Genomic DNA, 16993 nt, shown 5'->3' with positions numbered 1-16993 from the left:
AAGGCTAAAGCCTGGAGTATGCTCCAAGGTCAAGCCCTCTCGAGACATCAAGGAAGCCATTCATGTCCACGGCAAAAACCGCACTCATCATCGGCGCTTCCCGGGGCTTGGGCCTCGGTCTGGTGAAAACCCTGCTGGCCGACGGCTGGCAAGTCACCGCCACCGTGCGCAACCCGCAGAACGCCGAAGCCTTGCAGGCGTTGGGCAAAGTGCGGATCGAAAAACTCGACATGGACGATCAGCAAGCGGTCATCGCCCTCAGCCAACAGCTCAAGGGTGAAGTCTTCGATCTGTTGTTCGTGAATGCCGGGGTCAAGGGGCCGGAGGTCCAGACGCCGGGTGGCGCGACCCTGGCCGAGGTCGGTCAATTGTTCTTCACCAACGCCGTGGCGCCGATCAATCTGGCTCAGCGTTTCGTCGCGCAGATTCGTGAAGGCAGCGGTGTGCTGGCGTTCATGAGTTCGGTGCTGGGCAGCGTGACCATGCCCGACGCGCCGGAGCTGGCGCTGTACAAGGCCAGCAAAGCGGCGCTGAACTCGATGACCAACAGCTTCGTCACGCAACTGGGCGAACAGAAACTCACTGTGCTGTCGCTGCACCCGGGCTGGGTGAAGACCGACATGGGTGGCGAAGGTGCCGACATCGATGTGGAAACCAGCACCCGCGGGTTGATCGATCAGGTGAATGCGTATGCCGGCAAGGGCGGGCATCATTTTGTGAACTACCGGGGTGAAACCATTCCCTGGTAATCGGGTGTTGGATTTGACGCCTTCGCGGGCAAGCCTCGCTCCTACAGGTCCGACGCATGACTCTGTAGGAGCGAGGCTTGCCCGCGAAGCTTTTTTGATTGAAACTCCGCACCTCGCCCCCGCGGCGACCCTGGATCAGCAGACAGGGCAACACTGAGCTGGCAACCCTGAACCCCACTTTCAGAGGAGCCGGCCACTATGCCTGCGACCCGTACCTGGTTAAAAAATCCCCTCGCCATTTTCACGGCCAACGCGCTCGATGCCCGTGGCGGCCTGGTGCTGCAAGACGGTTTGATCGTCGAAGTGCTCGGCGTCGGCCAGCAACCGTCAGCACCCTGTGGACAAGTCTTTGATGCCCGCGAACATGTGATCTTGCCGGGGCTGATCAACACCCATCACCACTTCTATCAAACCCTGACCCGCGCCTGGGCGCCGGTGGTCAATCAGCCATTGTTCCCGTGGTTGAAAACCCTCTATCCGGTCTGGGCCCGGCTCACGCCGGAAAAACTCGCCCTCGCCACCAAAGTCGCCTTGGCCGAGTTGCTGCTGTCCGGCTGCACCACCGCGGCCGATCACCATTACCTGTTTCCGGAAGGCCTGGAAAATGCGATCGACGTGCAGGTCGAGAGTGTCCGCGAACTGGGCATGCGCGCCATGCTCACTCGCGGTTCAATGAGCCTTGGTGAAAAAGACGGGGGGCTGCCGCCGCAGCAAACTGTCCAGGAAGGCGAAGTGATTCTCGCCGACAGCCAACGCTTGATTGCCGAGTACCACGAACGGGGTGACGGCGCGCAAATCCAGATCGCTTTGGCGCCCTGCTCGCCATTTTCAGTAACCCCGCAAATCATGTCTGCCAGCGCCGAACTGGCAAACACCCTCGACGTGCGCCTGCACACTCACCTGGCCGAAACCCTCGATGAAGAAGACTTCTGTCTGCAACGCTTCGGCCTGCGTACCGTGGATTATCTGGACAGCGTCGGCTGGCTCGGCCCACGCACCTGGCTGGCCCACGGCATTCATTTCAACCCCGACGAAATCGCCCGCCTCGGCGCGGCCGGCACCGGTATTTGCCATTGCCCGAGTTCGAACATGCGCCTGGCTTCAGGGATTTGCCCAACCATCGAGTTGACCGACGCTGGCGCGTTGCTGGGCCTGGGCGTGGACGGTTCGGCGTCCAACGATGCCTCGAACATGATGCTCGAAACCCGACAGGCGCTGTACATCCAGCGTCTGCGTTATGGCGCAGAGAAGATCACCCCGGAACGCGTATTGGGCTGGGCCACCAAGGGTTCGGCGCAGTTGCTCGGGCGCAGCGACATCGGCGAACTGGCGGTGGGCAAGCAAGCGGATCTGGCGCTGTTCAAACTGGATGAACTGCGCTTCTCCGGCAGCCATGATCCGGTGTCGGCGCTGCTGCTGTGTGGCGCGGACCGGGCGGACCGGGTGATGATCGGCGGCAAGTGGCGGGTGATCGATGGGCAAGTCGAGGGGCTGGATCTGAAAGGGTTGATCGCCGATCACAGCCAGGCGGCTCGGCAGTTGATCGCCGGCGTCTAAGTCGACGCAGACCTATTGCGGGAGACACTCGCACCAGCGGATGGCGTGAATTCGCGAGGGTGCACCGGGATGGTTCTGTGGTGGTCGTTAGGGCCCCTTCGCGGGCAAGCCTCGCTCCTACAGGAATTGTGCCTATCGCGGGATTGGGTGCAACGCAAAACCTGTAGGAGTGAGGCTTGCCCGCGAATGCCGTTATGCGGTCCCGGATTTTGTTGTCCTGTTGGTCAGCAATTTGCATTGACCCGGCACACCTCACAACAAAATGGAGTTCCAGTTCATGCACAAACGTCCGTTGAAGCAGCTGCTTTGCGCTGTCGCCGCAGCCATCGGTCTGAGCGCCAGCCTGACCGCCAGTGCTGCCGCCCCGCTGAAAGTCGGCTTCGTCTATATCGGCCCGATCGGTGATCACGGCTGGACGTATCAGCATGAACAGGGACGCAAGGCACTGGCGGAGAAGTTCGGTGACCAGATCACCACCAACTACGTGGAGAACGTCGCCGAAGGCGCCGATGCCGAGCGGGTGATCCGCAACATGGCCAAGGACCAGTACGACCTGATCTTCACCACGTCTTTCGGCTATATGAACCCGACCCTGAAAGTTGCCAAGCAATTTCCCAAGGTGACCTTCGAACACGCCACAGGCTACAAGCAGGACAAGAACCTCGGCACTTACCTGGCACGCACTTACGAGGGCCGCTACGTCGGCGGTTTCCTTGCGGCGAAGATGACCAAGACCAAGAAAATCGGCTACGTCGCTTCCTTCCCGATTCCAGAAGTGATCCGCGACATCAACGCCATCCAGCTGGCCCTGAACAAATACAACCCGGGCACCGAGATCAAAGTGGTGTGGGTCAATTCCTGGTTCGATCCGGGCAAGGAAGCCGACGCCGCCAATGCGCTGATCGATCAGGGCGTGGACGTGGTGTTCCAGCACACCGACAGCCCGGCGCCGATCCAGGCGGCAGAACGGCGTGGCGTGTATGCCGTCGGCTATGCATCGGACATGGCGCACTTCGGGCCGAAAGCGGTGTTGACGTCTATCGTCAACGACTGGGGCCCGCACTACATTCAGGCGACCCAAAGTGTGCTCGACCATGCATGGAAATCCCAGGACTACTGGGGCGGTTTGCAGGAAGGCACGGTTGAGCTGCCAATCAGCGACCTGGTGCCGGCCGCAGTGAAAACCGAAGCCGAGCAGATCATTGCCGACATCAAGAGCGGCGCGTTGCATCCGTTCACCGGGCCGATCAAGGATCAGGCCGGCGTGGAGAAAATCCCGGCGGGCGTGAGCGCGACCAATGCGCAACTGGCGTCGATGAACTACTACGTCGAAGGCATGAAGGCTGAGATGCCGAAGTGATTTTTTACCCGTGACACCGCCAAGATCGCAGCCTGCGGCAGCGCCTACATGGATTGACTTACACCTGTAGGAGCTGTCGAGCGAAGCGAGGCTGCGATCTTTTGGCCCCAGCATAAAACCTCGCCTGGAACACTTCATGAACCAACTCCCGATCATCGACATCGCCCCGCTCTACAGCGATGACGCTCAAGCCTGGCAATCGGTCGCCACAGGCATCGACCGCGCCTGCCGCGAATGGGGCTTTTTCTATATCAAGGGCCACCCGATCGCTTCGTCGCGCATCGAGGCAGTGCTCGACCATGCCCAACGCTTCTTCGCCCTGCCCGCCGCCGAAAAACTCAAGATCGACATCACCCGGACCCGCCACCACCGCGGCTATGGCGCCATCGCCACCGAACAACTCGACCCGAGCAAACCCAGCGACCTGAAAGAAACCTTCGACATGGGCCTGCACCTGCCCGCCGATCATCCCGAGGTGCTGGCGGAAAAACCCTTGCGCGGACCCAACCGTCATCCGTCGATGCCCGGTTGGGAATCGCTGATGGAGCAGCACTACGTCGACATGCAAGCACTCGCGCAAACCCTGCTGCGGGCCATGACCCTGGCATTGGGCATCGAGCGTGACTTCTTCGATAGCCGTTTCAAAGAGCCGGTCAGCGTGCTGCGGATGATCCATTACCCGCCGCGCCACACTGCCAGCTCCATCGATCAGCAAGGTGCCGGCGCTCACACCGATTACGGTTGCATCACCCTGCTCTACCAGGACGCCGCTGGGGGGTTGCAAGTGCGCAACGTAAAAGGCGAATGGATCGATGCACCGCCGATCGAAGGCACGTTCGTGGTCAACCTCGGCGACATGATGGCGCGCTGGAGCAACGACCGTTACCTGTCGACGCCACATCGGGTGATCAGCCCGCTGGGAGTGGATCGGTACTCGATGCCGTTCTTTGCCGAGCCACACCCCGACACCCCCATCGAATGCCTGCCCGGTTGCCAGGACGAACAGCATCCGGCGAAGTATCCGGCCACCACTTGCGCCGAATTCTTGCTCTCGCGCTTTGCCGACACCTACGCTTATCGACGGGAACAGGAAGCCGTGTAATGAACCGGCTGGTCAGGTTTTACTCATTGTTTCGGCGGGCATCTGTAGAATGCCCCCATTGCACTTGATGAGATTTCAAAAATGTACGACTGGCTGAACGCTCTGCCCAAGGCAGAATTGCACTTGCACCTGGAAGGTTCGCTGGAGCCTGAGCTGCTGTTCGCCCTGGCCGAACGCAACAAGATCGCCCTGCCGTGGAACGACGTCGACACCCTGCGCGAGGCCTACGCCTTCAACAACCTGCAAGAGTTTCTCGACCTGTATTACCAGGGCGCCGATGTGCTGCGCACCTCCCAGGATTTCTACGACCTGACCTGGGCCTACCTGTTGCGCTGCAAGGAACAGAACGTGATTCACACCGAACCGTTCTTCGACCCGCAAACCCACACCGACCGTGGCATCCCGTTCGAAGTGGTGCTCAACGGCATCGCCGCCGCATTGAAAGATGGCGAGCAGCAACTGGGGATCACCAGCGGTTTGATCCTCAGCTTCCTGCGCCACTTGAGCGAAGACGAAGCGCAGAAAACCCTCGACCAGGCGCTGCCGTTCCGTGATGCATTCGTGGCCGTGGGCCTGGACAGCTCTGAAATGGGCCACCCGCCGAGCAAGTTCCAGCGCGTATTTGACCGTGCCCGCCACGAAGGCTTCCTGACCGTGGCCCACGCCGGTGAAGAAGGCCCACCCGAGTACATCTGGGAAGCCCTCGACCTGCTGAAAATCCAGCGCATCGACCACGGCGTGCGCGCCATCGAAGACGAGCGCTTGATGCAGCGGATCATCGATGAGCAGATCCCGCTGACGGTGTGCCCGTTGTCGAACACCAAGCTCTGCGTGTTTGATCACATGTCCCAGCACAACATCCTCGACATGCTCGAACGCGGCGTGAAGGTCACGGTGAACTCCGATGACCCGGCGTACTTCGGTGGCTATGTCACCGAGAACTTCCACGCGCTGTACACCGATCTGGGCATGACCCAGGATCAGGCCAAGCGTCTGGCGCAGAACAGCCTGGATGCGCGGTTGGTGAAACCTTAAAGGTCACCCGATAAACCTGTGGGAGCGGGCCAGCCCGCTCCCACAGGTTCGGTGATTAATTGATGATCACCGGCTCGCTCAATTCTTCCAATGTCTTGCCCCGGGTTTCCATCCCGAAGATCCACACCACTGCCGCTGCAATCGCAAAGCACATCGCCCCCAGCGCAAACACTCCGCCCTGCCCCGTCATCGGGAACACCAGCCCGGTCACCATTGGCCCGAGCAGCGAACCCACGCGGCCGATGGCCGAAGCGAACCCCGAGCCCGTGGCCCGTGCCGACGTCGGGTACAACTCCGGGGTGTAGGTGTAGAGCACCGCCCACATGCCGAACAGGAAGAACTGCATCAGCAGCCCCGATGTAATCAACAGGCTGACGTTGCCGCCGAACACCGCGCTCTGACCATAAAGAAACGCCATCACCCCGCCGCCGAGCAAGGTCACGACGCACACCGGTTTGCGCCCCCAACGCTCCACCAGCCAGGCGGCCATGAGGAACCCGGGAATCCCGCCGAGGGAAATCAGCACCGTGTAATACACCGACTGGGTCACGGCGAAACCCGACTGTTGCAGCAGCGCACTGAGCCAGGACGTCAGGCCATAGAAACCCAGCAAGGCGAAGAACCACACGCTCCAGATCATCATCGTGCGCCGGCGATATTGCACCGACCAGATTTCCCGCAGCGCGGAGAAGAAGTTGCCCGGTTGACTCGCCACCCGTGGCAGGCGAATCGGCTCAGGCAGATCCGAACGGCCCAATGAAGCCCGAACCCGTTCTTCAATGCGGTGTAAAACCGTGTCCGCTGCATCATGATGCCCGGCCTGTTCCAGCCATCGCGGTGACTCAGGAATGAAAAAACGAATCGCCAGGACGAACACCGCCGGCACCGCCAACACCAGAAAGATGTCGCGCCAGCCAATCACCGGCAACAGGAAGTACGACAGCACCCCGGCCGCGACGAAACCGAGCGGCCAAAAGCCGTCCATCAATGCGATGTAACGCCCACGACGCTTGGCCGGAATCAGCTCCGACAGCATCGACTGCGCAATTGGAAACTCCATGCCCATGCCGATCCCCAAGAGGATTCGGAACAGCGTCAGCATTTCGACATTCTGCGCCGTGGAACACAGGTAGCTGGCGATGCCCCACAACACAATGCTCCACTGAAACACCGGTTTGCGCCCGAAGCGGTCGGCCAGCATGCCGGACAGCGAGGCACCCACCACCATGCCGAAGAAACTCGAACTGGCCAGCAACCCGGCCTGCGCCGTGCTCAGGCCGAACTCGGTTTTGATCGAGCCGAGCAGGAAGGTCATCATCGCCAGGTCCATGGAGTCGAAGAAAAACGCCAAGGCAATGATGATGAAAATGATGCGGTGATAACCACTGATGGGCAGCCGTTCCAGTCGTTCCGCCGCGCTGAAGCTTCGTGTTTCCATGCCACCTTCCCCCAATCCGAAAGTCCCCGGATCGAGTGTGCGCGATAGTGACTGGGGGTTATTGCTGGATACGACCTGCCCACAGCTCTGAACGACGCCTGAAGCCCAGAATCCCGAACATCGCCCCCCAATGGCTCTAAAGCGCCATTTCCAGCTCGGTTTCCTTGGCGAAATGATGGATTTCACGTTGCCCCGTGGCCGTGATTTGCAAGGCTCGCGAATCGCTGGGCAGGCTCAACCAGCCGGACTGCATGAACAGTTGCAACAAGGCCGCCCCCAAGGAACCACCCATGTGCGGGCGTCTTTCGCTCCAGTCCGGGCACGCGCAGGCGACTCTGCCGTTGCGGTGGGCCAGCGCCTGGATGAACACACCGCGTGCTGCCAATTGCGTGGAACCCTTGTGAGTGATCATGACCCGCTGATCGAGCTGCTCGATCCAGCCGGCATCCAGCAGACGCTGGTAAAGATCGGCGGCCAGGGTACCGCCCAGATGGTCGTCACAAAGCCTGGCCCGTAGCAGTGACGAAGGCGCCGCCTGAGGTTTGGCGATAGGACTCGTACGTTTGAACACCTCTGGAATATCCCGAGGCGCGCTGGCCAGGGTAGCACTGGCCAGGGCTTCTATCGCGGCGCCGACTTCGGGCGCGGCAAGCCGGAAAAACCGTTTGCGCCCACGGGTTTCGACTTTCAACAGACCGCCGGTGGACAAGCGCCCCAGATGCGCACTGGCCGAAGACGGCGACAGGCCCGCCAGCAACGCCAGCTCCTCAGTGTGCCGTGCCGTGCCGTCCATCAAGGCCCACATCATTGCGCTGCGCTTTGGGTCAGCCAGCAACGTGGCAATCTGGCTGATGCAAGGTGCATGTTCCATGTATTCACTCCCTGTTGAATCGTTTCGTCTACTGCTCAGAGACATCTTGACCAGTAATGTGTCCTCGGCCAAGACGCGAAAACCGCCATAAGCCGGGCAAAGCCACCCGCTCACCCAGGCCATTGCTTCGCGGGTGCAGCGAAGGTCCGGTGATGACCGTAGGGTCTGACCGACTCGAACGTGGACTCGCCATTGCGAGATCGACGGCGCGTACATGAGGCGGGCGCTAGTATAAGCGGGTTAACCGCCGGTTCCTGCCCTCGGGAATCCATTGGTGGTGATAGTTCCTGACAGAAATTTCGCTATTTGCCTGCGACTAATGATCGACACCCGATATCGTCGGAAATTGACTGCTTATCCGAGCGCATCGGCTGGCAAGCATTTCCCGCAAAAGGTTCACCGGCTTACTCAATTGTGCGCGATGGGCGCACAGTAAATTCAGCGGTGCGCGCTCACAGAGCAATTCAGGCATCAGCACTTTCAAGCGACCGGCGAGCACATCGGTGGCGACATCGAGCCAGGACTTATACGCAATCCCCGTTCCCGCCACGGCCCACAGCCGCACCACATCGGCATCGTCACTGAAGCGATCGCTGCTGACGGTCAGGCTCACCTCGCGTTTGCCGTCGTGAAAACTCCAGTGATCGTGGACCCGGCTACCGAGCATAAACAGCAGGCAATTGTGCTGCGCCAATTGCTCCAGCTGCCGTGGTTCGCCATGTCGGGCCAGATAACTCGGCGCAGCACACAGCACGCGGCGGTTCTGCGGTGCGATGGGTAAGGCCACCAGGCTCGAGTCTTCCGGCTCGCCGTAACGCAAGGCGATGTCCACCGGTTGGCGGAACAGGTCGGCGATGCGGTCGCCCAGCAGCAACCGTACGGTGAGTTTCGGATGCTCGCGCTGAAACTCGTCGAGCCATGGCAACAGCAGGTTGCGCCCGAAATCCGAAGGCGCCGACAGCTGCAAAATCCCACTGACCTGATCCTGCCCACTGGCCAGCAAACGGCGGCCCTCATCGAGATTGCTCAAGGCGGCCCGGGCGTACTCCAGAAAGCCCTCGCCTTCGGCCGTCAGGCGCAGGCTACGGGTAGAGCGGGTGAGCAAGCGTGCGCCAAGTTGTTGTTCGATGCGCTTCAACGCCGCGCTGGCCACCGCCGCCGACATATCCATCCCCCGTGCCGCCGCCGACAGACTGCCCAGGTCCGCCGCCCGAACGAACAACTGCAAGTCATCGAAACGCAACATCTTCAGCCCCGATTATCAAAAAAATGTTGAAAGAGACTGCTCTTTTAGCGGGTTTTATCTTGCAGAGAAATAACCAATCATCTGTGCCATCGAAATCATCTCTCTCCCAGGATCCCACTATGAAAGCCATTGCCTACTTCGCCTCCCTGCCGATCAGCGACGAAAAATCCCTGCAAGATATCGAACTGCCAGAACCGGTCGCCGGCCCGCGCGACCTGTTGGTGGAGGTCAAAGCCATTTCGGTCAACCCGGTGGACACCAAGATTCGCCAGAACGTGCAGCCTGAAGGTGGCGCGGCCAAAGTGCTGGGCTGGGACGTGGCGGGAGTGGTCAAGGCTGTTGGCAGCGAAGTGACCTTGTTCAAGGCCGGCGACAAGGTGTTCTACGCCGGCTCCATCGTCCGTGCCGGCGGCAACAGCGAGCTTCATGTGGTGGATGAGCGCATCGTCGGCCATATGCCCAAGACCCTTGGTTTCGCCGAAGCCGCCGCCCTGCCGCTGACCGCCATCACCGCGTGGGAACTGTTGTTCGAACGCCTGCAAATACGCGAAGGCAAAACCGATGAGGGTCAGAGCCTGCTGATCGTCGGTGCCGCCGGGGGCGTTGGTTCAATCCTCACGCAATTGGCCAGCCAGCTCACCGGGTTGAAAGTCATCGGCACCGCGTCCCGTGCCCAAACCCAGAGTTGGGTGCGTGACATGGGCGCCGATCAGGTGATCGATCACAGTCAGCCGCTGAGTGAAGCACTCAAACGTGCAGGGTTCGAGCATGTGACCCACGTTGCCAGCCTGACCCAGACTGACCAACACCTGGATCAATTGGTGGAGGCATTGGCGCCGCAAGGCAAACTGGCACTGATCGATGATCCGAAGGCGCTGGACGTGACCAAGCTCAAACGCAAGAGCCTGTCGCTGCACTGGGAGTTCATGTACACCCGCTCGCTGTTCGAAACCGCCGACATGATCGAGCAACACAAACTGCTCAACCGCGTCGCCGGGCTGATCGATGCCGGCACACTGAAAACCACGGTCGGTGAGCACTTCGGAACCATCAACGCCGCCAACCTGCGTCGCGCCCATGAACGGCTGGAAAGCGGCAAGTCCAAGGGCAAGATTGTGCTTGAAGGGTTCTGACCCGAAGATCAAAAGATCGCTGCGCCAGCGATCTTTTGCCGTCAGTCAGAGAGTTGATCGTTGTCACAATTGCGATCGTATTCAGGTCTACAATCGAAAACTCTGCGAACAATCTTTTACGTGATGTCTTTTGCGAGACGTCTTTCACAAGAGGAACTCAGCAATGAAGATCCTGATAAAAGAATTGGCAACATCCCGCTGGCAGGTTCGCCTGGATCAACACGCTGTGACGTTCCGCAGTGAAGCCGAAGCCCTGGCCTTCACTAAAACCCTTGAAGCGCGCTTGCTCGCGCCCCATCAGATTCCCGGCCGTCAGCAGCGCACTGCTGGCTGAGTCCGTCCTCAGGCCTGGGCTTGTTCCAACGCCCGGGCATTCTGCAAACGCCGGGTGAGCATCGCCACGCTCACCACCACAATTGCGCACAGGCTGATGACCATGGCCATCGGCATGGCACTGCCATCGTGCAAAACACCCACCAGCGCCGCGGCCCCGGCGGCGACGCTGAATTGCAGGCAACCGAGCATCGCCGAGGCACTGCCCGCCCGTGCGCCCTGGCCGCTCATCGCGCAGGCCGAGGCGTTGGGCACGATACAACCCAGGCTGGCGATGCAGACAAAAAGCGGAATCAGCAACGGCCACAAGTGCGCAGGGTGCAGCGAGCTGACCGCCAACAGGGCCAGGCCGCCCGCCAGGTAGAGCCAGACAGTGCGCGCCAGCAAGAAGGCCGGACCGCGTCTCGCCAGCAACCGGGCATTGACCTGGGCCACCAGGATGAACCCCGCCGCGTTGATCCCGAACAGCCAGCCGAAATGCTCGGCCGGCACACCATAGAGTTTGATGAAGACGAACGGCGAGCCCGCGATGTAGGCAAACATCCCGGCGATGGCGACACCACCGGTCAGGGCATGACCGAGGAATATCGGGTCCGCCAGCAACCGACCGTACTGGCGTAGCGCGCCCGACAACGGTTGGCGCGGCACATGGGCCGGTAGACTTTCCGGTAGCCCGAGAGCCACCGCCAACCCGGCCAGCGCACTGAAACCGGTCAGCACAAGAAAGATCGACTGCCAACCCGTCGTGTTGACCAACAACCCGCCCAGCATCGGCGCAAGAATCGGCGCCAGGCCCATCACCAGCATCAACTGCGAAAAGACCTTCGCCGAACCCACCGCATCGCATTTATCGCTGACCACTGCCCGGGCGATCACCATGCCCGCGCAACCACCCAGCGCCTGGACAAAGCGGGCACCGATCAGCCACTCAAGACTCGGCGCGTAAGCACAGGCCAATGAGGCCACGGTGAATAAACCGACACCGGTCAGCAAGGGAAGCCGTCGCCCAAAGCGATCCGCCACCGGGCCGTACGCCAGTTGGCCGATGGACAGCCCCAGGAAATAGGCTGCCAGGGTCAGTTGAACGTGTTTTTCGTCGGTGCCGAAAGCGAGCGCCATCGCCGGGAAGGCCGGCAGGTAGAAATCGATCGCCAGCGGACCGAAAGCGCTCAAGGCGCCGAGAATCAGGATTGTGCGCAGGTTCATCAGGCGTCCAGGTTGGGCAGACAGGTTAGCCATGGATCGGCAGGCTGACAGTCTAGCCGGGCGTGGACGCCTTGAACATTCCGATAGGTCGCTAACTATTAAAAATAGCTCAGGCCTGTTTTACCCCGTAACCCTCTTCAGTGATGGCGGCGATTACCTGATCGGCTGTCAGCACACTTTCTACGCCGACTTCTTTTGCCGCCAGATCGATGCGTACGCTGGCTGCCGGATCCTTGGCTTGCAGCGCCTCAGTGATAGCCTTGACGCAGTGACCGCAGGACATGCCTTCAACGTTGAACACTTGCATGGGACGTCTCCTTTAATGAAGCCCTTACATGAGGGTTGCGCGCAGTCTCGAGCTTGCCACCATGGCAAGGTCAAGTTCTGAATCAAGCTGCCGGGCTGGCAATCGGCGTCGCGCTCGGCCAAGCTGCGTCCATCTATGACTCGACATCAGGAGATTCAGCCATGCGCTGGTCAGCTCTCAGCCTGTTTGGCTTCCTCAGCCTCTTTGCCGCGACACCTTCGGTTCAAGCCGCCGGGGAGGACTACGGCGTGCTGATCATTTCCCGCGAGCGTCTGGAAGTGTCGACTTCCTGCGAGATCGGTGTGTACATCCAGGATCAGTTGGCCGGGCGGCTGTTCCAGGAACAGAGCACCTCGTTCAACCTGCCGCCGGGCAATGTGTCCCTGCGCCTCAAACTGCTGCCGGGTCAGGCGCCGGGCTGCAACCCGGGCATGCTCGCGCCGGGGTCGCAGGACATCAAACTCAAGGCTGGGGATGTGTTGAAGTTCCGGATTGCGATGACGCAGGAAGGGATGTACCTCAAGCCTGCGGCTTTGGAATACTGAGTCGGCTGCGATCTTTTGATCTGAGACATGGCACTTGACCTTGCCAGCATGGCAAGGTTGATCCTGTAGGCAATTTCTACAGGGAGCGTGACCGATGTCCGAATCCACCACTTTCGATCTGCCGATTGCCGGCATGACCTGCGCCAGTTGCGCCGGGCGTGTCGAGCGTGCCTTGAGCAAAGTCATCGGCGCCACGGCCGTCAGCGTCAACCTGGCCACCGAACAGGCCCGGGTGCAAGCGCCCAGTGACAGCCTGCCGGCCTTGATGGACGCCGTGCAGCAGGCTGGTTACAGCGTGCCGCAGCAGACCCTTGAATTGAGTATCGACGGCATGACCTGTGCGTCTTGCGTAGGCCGCGTCGAACGGGCGCTGACCAAGGTGCCGGGGGTGAAAAGTGTCAGCGTCAACCTGGCCAACGAACGGGCGCACCTTGAGCTGCTCGGCCAGGTCGATCCGCAGACCTTGATCGGCGCCGTGACCAAGGCCGGTTATTCCGCCCGCGTCTGGGAAGTCGAACACCCGCAAACCGATAATCAGCAACAACGCCTGCAGCGCGAACGCTGGGCCTTGCTGGCGGCCATCGCCCTCGCCTTGCCGCTGGTGCTGCCGATGCTGCTGCAACCTTTCGGTGTGCACTGGATGCTCCCGGCGTGGGTGCAGTTCGCGCTGGCAACGCCGGTGCAATTCGTCTTCGGCGCCCGCTTCTATGTCGCTGCGTGGAAAGCCGTGCGCGCCGGTGCCGGCAACATGGATTTGCTGGTGGCTCTGGGCACCAGCGCCGGCTACGGCTTGAGCGTTTACGAGTGGGCCACCGCTGCCGGTCGCATGCCACACCTGTATTTCGAAGCCTCGGCGGTGGTGATTGCCTTGGTGTTGCTGGGCAAATACCTGGAAAGCCGCGCCAAGCGCCAGACCGCCAGCGCCATCCGCGCCCTCGAAGCCTTGCGTCCGGAGCGAGCCATTCAAGTGATCGACGGCCGCGAGCAGGAGGTTGCGATCAGCGCTTTGCGCCTCAACGATCTGGTTCTGGTCAAACCCGGCGAGCGCTTCCCGGTGGATGGCGAAGTGGTGGAAGGCCAGAGCCACGCCGATGAAGCATTGATCAGCGGCGAAAGCCTGCCGGTGCCCAAAGCTCCGGGCGACAAGGTCACCGGCGGTGCGATCAACGGTGAAGGTCGGCTGCTGGTGCGGACCATGGCGCTCGGCGCAGAAACCGTGCTGGCGCGGATCATCCGCCTGGTCGAAGACGCGCAGGCGGCGAAAGCGCCGATCCAGAAACTGGTGGATAAAGTCAGCCAGGTGTTCGTGCCCGTGGTGCTGCTGATTGCACTGGCGACCCTGGTTGGTTGGTGGCTGTATGGCGCGCCGCTGGAAACTGCATTGATCAACGCCGTCGCGGTGTTGGTGATCGCCTGTCCTTGCGCGCTCGGGTTGGCCACTCCGACCGCAATCATGGCAGGCACCGGTGTGGCGGCGCACCACGGAATTCTGATCAAGGACGCCGAAGCCCTGGAGCGCGCCCACGAAGTCAGCGCCGTGGTGTTCGACAAGACCGGCACACTGACCTCGGGCACGCCGCGCATCGCACATTTGAGTGCCATCGAGGGTGACGAAGCCGCCTTGCTGCAAATGGCCGGCGCGCTGCAACGCGGCAGTGAGCACCCGCTGGCCAAGGCGGTGCTGGATGCCTGCGCCGAACGCGGCTTGACCGTGGCCGATGTCAGCGACAGTCAATCGCTGACCGGGCGCGGCATTGCCGGCAGCCTCGCTGGTCGGCGATTGGCCCTGGGCAATCGGCGTTTGCTGGAAGAAAGTGGCTTGAATGCCGGACCATTGGCTGACTCCGCAAGCGCTTGGGAAACCGAAGGCCGGACGCTGTCCTGGTTGATCGAGCAAAGCCCCGAACCTCGGGTGCTGGGCCTGTTCGCCTTCGGTGACACGCTCAAGCCCGGCGCCCTGCAAGCGGTGCAACGCCTAAGCGCCCGCAATATCAGCAGCCACCTGCTGACCGGCGATAACCGCGGCAGCGCCAAAGTCGTCGCCCAAGCGCTGGGCATCAAGGATGTTCACGCCGAAGTACTGCCGGCGGACAAAGCCGCCACCGTCGCCGCGCTGAAAAAAACCGGCGTGGTGGCGATGGTCGGCGACGGCATCAACGACGCCCCGGCCCTGGCTGCTGCTGACATCGGCATTGCCATGGGCGGCGGCACCGATGTCGCCATGCACGCTGCCGGTATCACTCTGATGCGCGGTGACCCACGGCTGGTGCCGGCGGCGCTGGAGATCAGCCGCAAGACCTACGCGAAAATTCGCCAGAACCTGTTCTGGGCCTTCGTCTATAACCTGATCGGCCTGCCACTGGCGGCATTCGGCTTCCTCAACCCGGTGCTGGCCGGCGCGGCCATGGCGCTGTCGAGCGTCAGCGTGGTCAGCAATGCGTTACTGTTGAAAACCTGGAAGCCCAAAGACCTGGAGGACAACCGATGAACATTGGCCAAGCGGCCCGCCAGAGTGGCCTGAGCGCGAAGATGATCCGCTATTACGAATCCATCGGCCTGCTCAAGGCGGCCCATCGCACCGACAGTGGCTACCGGGTCTATGGCGACGACGACCTGCACACCCTGGCGTTCATCAAGCGCTCTCGGGACTTGGGTTTTTCACTGGAAGAAGTCGGCAAACTACTGACCCTCTGGCAGGATCGCCAGCGCGCCAGTGCCGATGTGAAGGCCTTGGCCCGTCAGCACATCGATGAGCTGAACCAGAAAATTCGCGAACTTGGTCAGTTGCGCGACACCCTGCAAGACCTCGTAGAACACTGCCACGGCGACCACCGCCCGGACTGCCCGATTCTCAAGGAGCTGGCCTCGGGTTGCTGCGTCGAACCCGCTCATTCTTGAGCGCCAACCCCTTCACCACCAGCAACAGGGTGAGGGGAATGCCGTGGAACAACAACACCACCGCGCCGGGTGTCCACCAGGAATAGAACGGCGCGGCGATCAACATGCCGACGCCGAACCCGGTCATTTGCAGCAGCGTCAGAAAACTGAAAATCGGCAGGCGCAGGCTGTCCGGTTCACGTTGCAGGCGCGACATCAGGCCAACCTCCGAGAACCCGTCGCCTATCCCGGCGGGCAACGAAAACAGCAGCAAACCGTACAGGGTCTGCTGCTGAAACGTCAGGATGAAACCGCAGGACATCAGCAACACGCCAAAGAAAAATCGCCGCTCAAGGTGCGCGTTGTCCGTGCCTTTCAGGCGACTGGCGATTCGCGCACCGATGAACTTGCCGCAGGCCCACACCGCCAGCATCAGGCCCAGGGTGGTGCTGGCCGACTCGGGTGTGAGCAGTTTTGAAATGATTGGAAGACCGACGTTGTGCGCGGCGCTGCCCAAGGTGTCGGCCATGGCGACGGCCAACATCGCCGCCAGTACCGGCGCCGTGCGCAAACCCTGGCGCAAGGCCTGCCATTCGCCCTGTTTGTGAAGAGGTTCATCACAGCTGGGGGCCGGTCCGCAAAACCGCAGTGGCACAATCAGCAGCGCTGCCAGCAGGTACGTGACCACGTTCAATGCAAATACTGTTTCAAAGCCAAATCCCGCCACCAACAACCCAGCCACCAGACTCCCGCTGACCATCGCCGCAGACGACGCTGAGGTTATCCAGGCGTTGGTCTTGAGTAATTGCGCCTCTTCGATCAGGTGCGGCAATTGGCTGTTGAGGCCGATGGCGAACATCGAATTACCAAACCCCAGGCCGAACGCGATCAGCGGCAATAGCAACGCTTGTTGGCTGACCGGCAGCACCAGCAGCAGACCCAGCAAACCGGCACGCAGCAGATCGAAGGCAATCAGCGGCAGGCGCCCGGCCCAGCGGCGATAGAACCGGGTACCGATCAGGCTGGCCAGGATACCCCCGGCGACACGGCTGGCGAGGAAGATGCCGACGCTCATGGCGCTATTGCTGAGCAGGTAGACGTAGGTAGCCAGGGCGACCATGTTGAGGAAAGCGCCGAAGTCCGAAATCAGCCGGGCGGCGATGATCAACTGAGCATTGCGGATGGAGTTCACATTCAGTCCTTGAGTGTGCGGGGTATTGCTGGTGTAAAAAAC

16 protein-coding genes are annotated in these 16993 nt (G+C 61.2%); 10 read left to right on the top strand and 6 right to left on the bottom strand.

Annotated elements, in window-relative coordinates:
• The first annotated feature begins 62 nt into the window (after positions 1-62).
• The 5 genes from FFH90_RS04420 to FFH90_RS04400 all read left to right on the top strand — a co-directional run bounded on the left by FFH90_RS04420 (position 63) and on the right by FFH90_RS04400 (position 5803).
• The gene (locus FFH90_RS04420) at positions 63-749 is read left to right on the top strand and encodes an SDR family oxidoreductase (protein ID WP_138866735.1); all 687 of its coding nucleotides are present in this window, start codon (positions 63-65) and stop codon (positions 747-749) included.
• 198 nt (positions 750-947) lie between these two features.
• The gene (locus FFH90_RS04415; RefSeq protein ID WP_018928374.1) at positions 948-2306 is read left to right on the top strand and encodes an 8-oxoguanine deaminase; all 1359 of its coding nucleotides are present in this window, start codon (positions 948-950) and stop codon (positions 2304-2306) included.
• A gap of 277 nt (positions 2307-2583) precedes the next feature.
• Positions 2584-3666, top strand: coding sequence for a BMP family ABC transporter substrate-binding protein (locus FFH90_RS04410; RefSeq protein ID WP_018928375.1), 1083 nt, complete (start codon positions 2584-2586; stop codon positions 3664-3666).
• 136 nt (positions 3667-3802) lie between these two features.
• Positions 3803-4768: a 2-oxoglutarate and iron-dependent oxygenase domain-containing protein gene (locus FFH90_RS04405; protein WP_138866734.1), complete on the top strand. Its 966-nt coding sequence runs from the start codon at positions 3803-3805 to the stop codon at positions 4766-4768.
• A gap of 81 nt (positions 4769-4849) precedes the next feature.
• The gene (locus tag FFH90_RS04400) at positions 4850-5803 is read left to right on the top strand and encodes an adenosine deaminase (RefSeq protein WP_138866733.1); all 954 of its coding nucleotides are present in this window, start codon (positions 4850-4852) and stop codon (positions 5801-5803) included.
• Positions 5804-5858: 55 nt separating this feature from the next.
• On the opposite strand, the gene FFH90_RS04395 is transcribed toward FFH90_RS04400, so the two are convergent.
• The 3 genes from FFH90_RS04395 to FFH90_RS04385 all read right to left on the bottom strand — a co-directional run bounded on the left by FFH90_RS04395 (position 5859) and on the right by FFH90_RS04385 (position 9358).
• Positions 5859-7241 carry an MFS transporter gene (locus tag FFH90_RS04395; RefSeq protein ID WP_028940369.1) on the bottom strand — a complete coding sequence of 461 codons (1383 nt, stop codon included), beginning with the start codon at positions 7239-7241 and terminating at the stop codon, positions 5859-5861.
• A 136-nt stretch (positions 7242-7377) separates the two neighbouring features.
• Positions 7378-8112 carry a helix-turn-helix transcriptional regulator gene (locus FFH90_RS04390; RefSeq protein ID WP_064616086.1) on the bottom strand — a complete coding sequence of 245 codons (735 nt, stop codon included), beginning with the start codon at positions 8110-8112 and terminating at the stop codon, positions 7378-7380.
• 316 nt (positions 8113-8428) lie between these two features.
• Positions 8429-9358: a LysR family transcriptional regulator gene (locus FFH90_RS04385; RefSeq protein WP_138866732.1), complete on the bottom strand. Its 930-nt coding sequence runs from the start codon at positions 9356-9358 to the stop codon at positions 8429-8431.
• Positions 9359-9477: 119 nt separating this feature from the next.
• Between FFH90_RS04385 and FFH90_RS04380 the strand changes: the two genes are divergently transcribed.
• A complete protein-coding gene (locus tag FFH90_RS04380) occupies positions 9478-10491 on the top strand; it encodes a zinc-binding alcohol dehydrogenase family protein (RefSeq protein WP_018928381.1) in 1014 nt (337 codons plus the stop codon).
• 163 nt (positions 10492-10654) lie between these two features.
• Complete coding sequence (locus FFH90_RS29915) at positions 10655-10825, top strand: hypothetical protein (protein WP_018928382.1); 171 nt, start codon at positions 10655-10657, stop codon at positions 10823-10825.
• Between the two features lie 8 nt (positions 10826-10833).
• Here FFH90_RS29915 and FFH90_RS04375 read toward each other — a convergent pair whose 3' ends face one another.
• Both FFH90_RS04375 and FFH90_RS04370 read right to left on the bottom strand, forming a co-directional pair.
• Positions 10834-12030 (bottom strand): multidrug effflux MFS transporter, encoded by a 1197-nt coding sequence (locus tag FFH90_RS04375; protein ID WP_019582302.1) that lies wholly within the window; start codon positions 12028-12030, stop codon positions 10834-10836.
• 109 nt (positions 12031-12139) lie between these two features.
• A complete protein-coding gene (locus tag FFH90_RS04370) occupies positions 12140-12337 on the bottom strand; it encodes a heavy-metal-associated domain-containing protein (RefSeq protein ID WP_018928384.1) in 198 nt (65 codons plus the stop codon).
• Between the two features lie 161 nt (positions 12338-12498).
• Between FFH90_RS04370 and FFH90_RS04365 the strand changes: the two genes are divergently transcribed.
• The 3 genes from FFH90_RS04365 (at position 12499) to cueR (ending at position 15780) form a co-directional block, all read left to right on the top strand.
• Positions 12499-12882: a hypothetical protein gene (locus FFH90_RS04365; protein ID WP_018928385.1), complete on the top strand. Its 384-nt coding sequence runs from the start codon at positions 12499-12501 to the stop codon at positions 12880-12882.
• A 94-nt stretch (positions 12883-12976) separates the two neighbouring features.
• Positions 12977-15370 (top strand): heavy metal translocating P-type ATPase, encoded by a 2394-nt coding sequence (locus FFH90_RS04360; protein ID WP_138866731.1) that lies wholly within the window; start codon positions 12977-12979, stop codon positions 15368-15370.
• Entirely contained in the window at positions 15367-15780 is a 414-nt protein-coding gene (cueR, locus tag FFH90_RS04355; protein ID WP_007940146.1) for a Cu(I)-responsive transcriptional regulator, read from the top strand. The genes FFH90_RS04360 and cueR overlap by 4 nt, the downstream gene beginning before the upstream one ends.
• Here cueR and FFH90_RS04350 read toward each other — a convergent pair.
• The gene (locus FFH90_RS04350) at positions 15734-16951 is read right to left on the bottom strand and encodes an MFS transporter (protein WP_096481218.1); all 1218 of its coding nucleotides are present in this window, start codon (positions 16949-16951) and stop codon (positions 15734-15736) included. The two genes, cueR and FFH90_RS04350, sit on opposite strands and share 47 nt — an antisense overlap.
• Between the last annotated feature and the right edge of the window lie 42 nt (positions 16952-16993).

The organism is Pseudomonas sp. ATCC 43928 (assembly GCF_005938665.2).
Taxonomy (GTDB): domain Bacteria; phylum Pseudomonadota; class Gammaproteobacteria; order Pseudomonadales; family Pseudomonadaceae; genus Aquipseudomonas.
The sequence above is the reverse complement of the archived record's forward strand: the minus strand, read 5'-3'. Positions and strand labels throughout refer to the sequence as shown.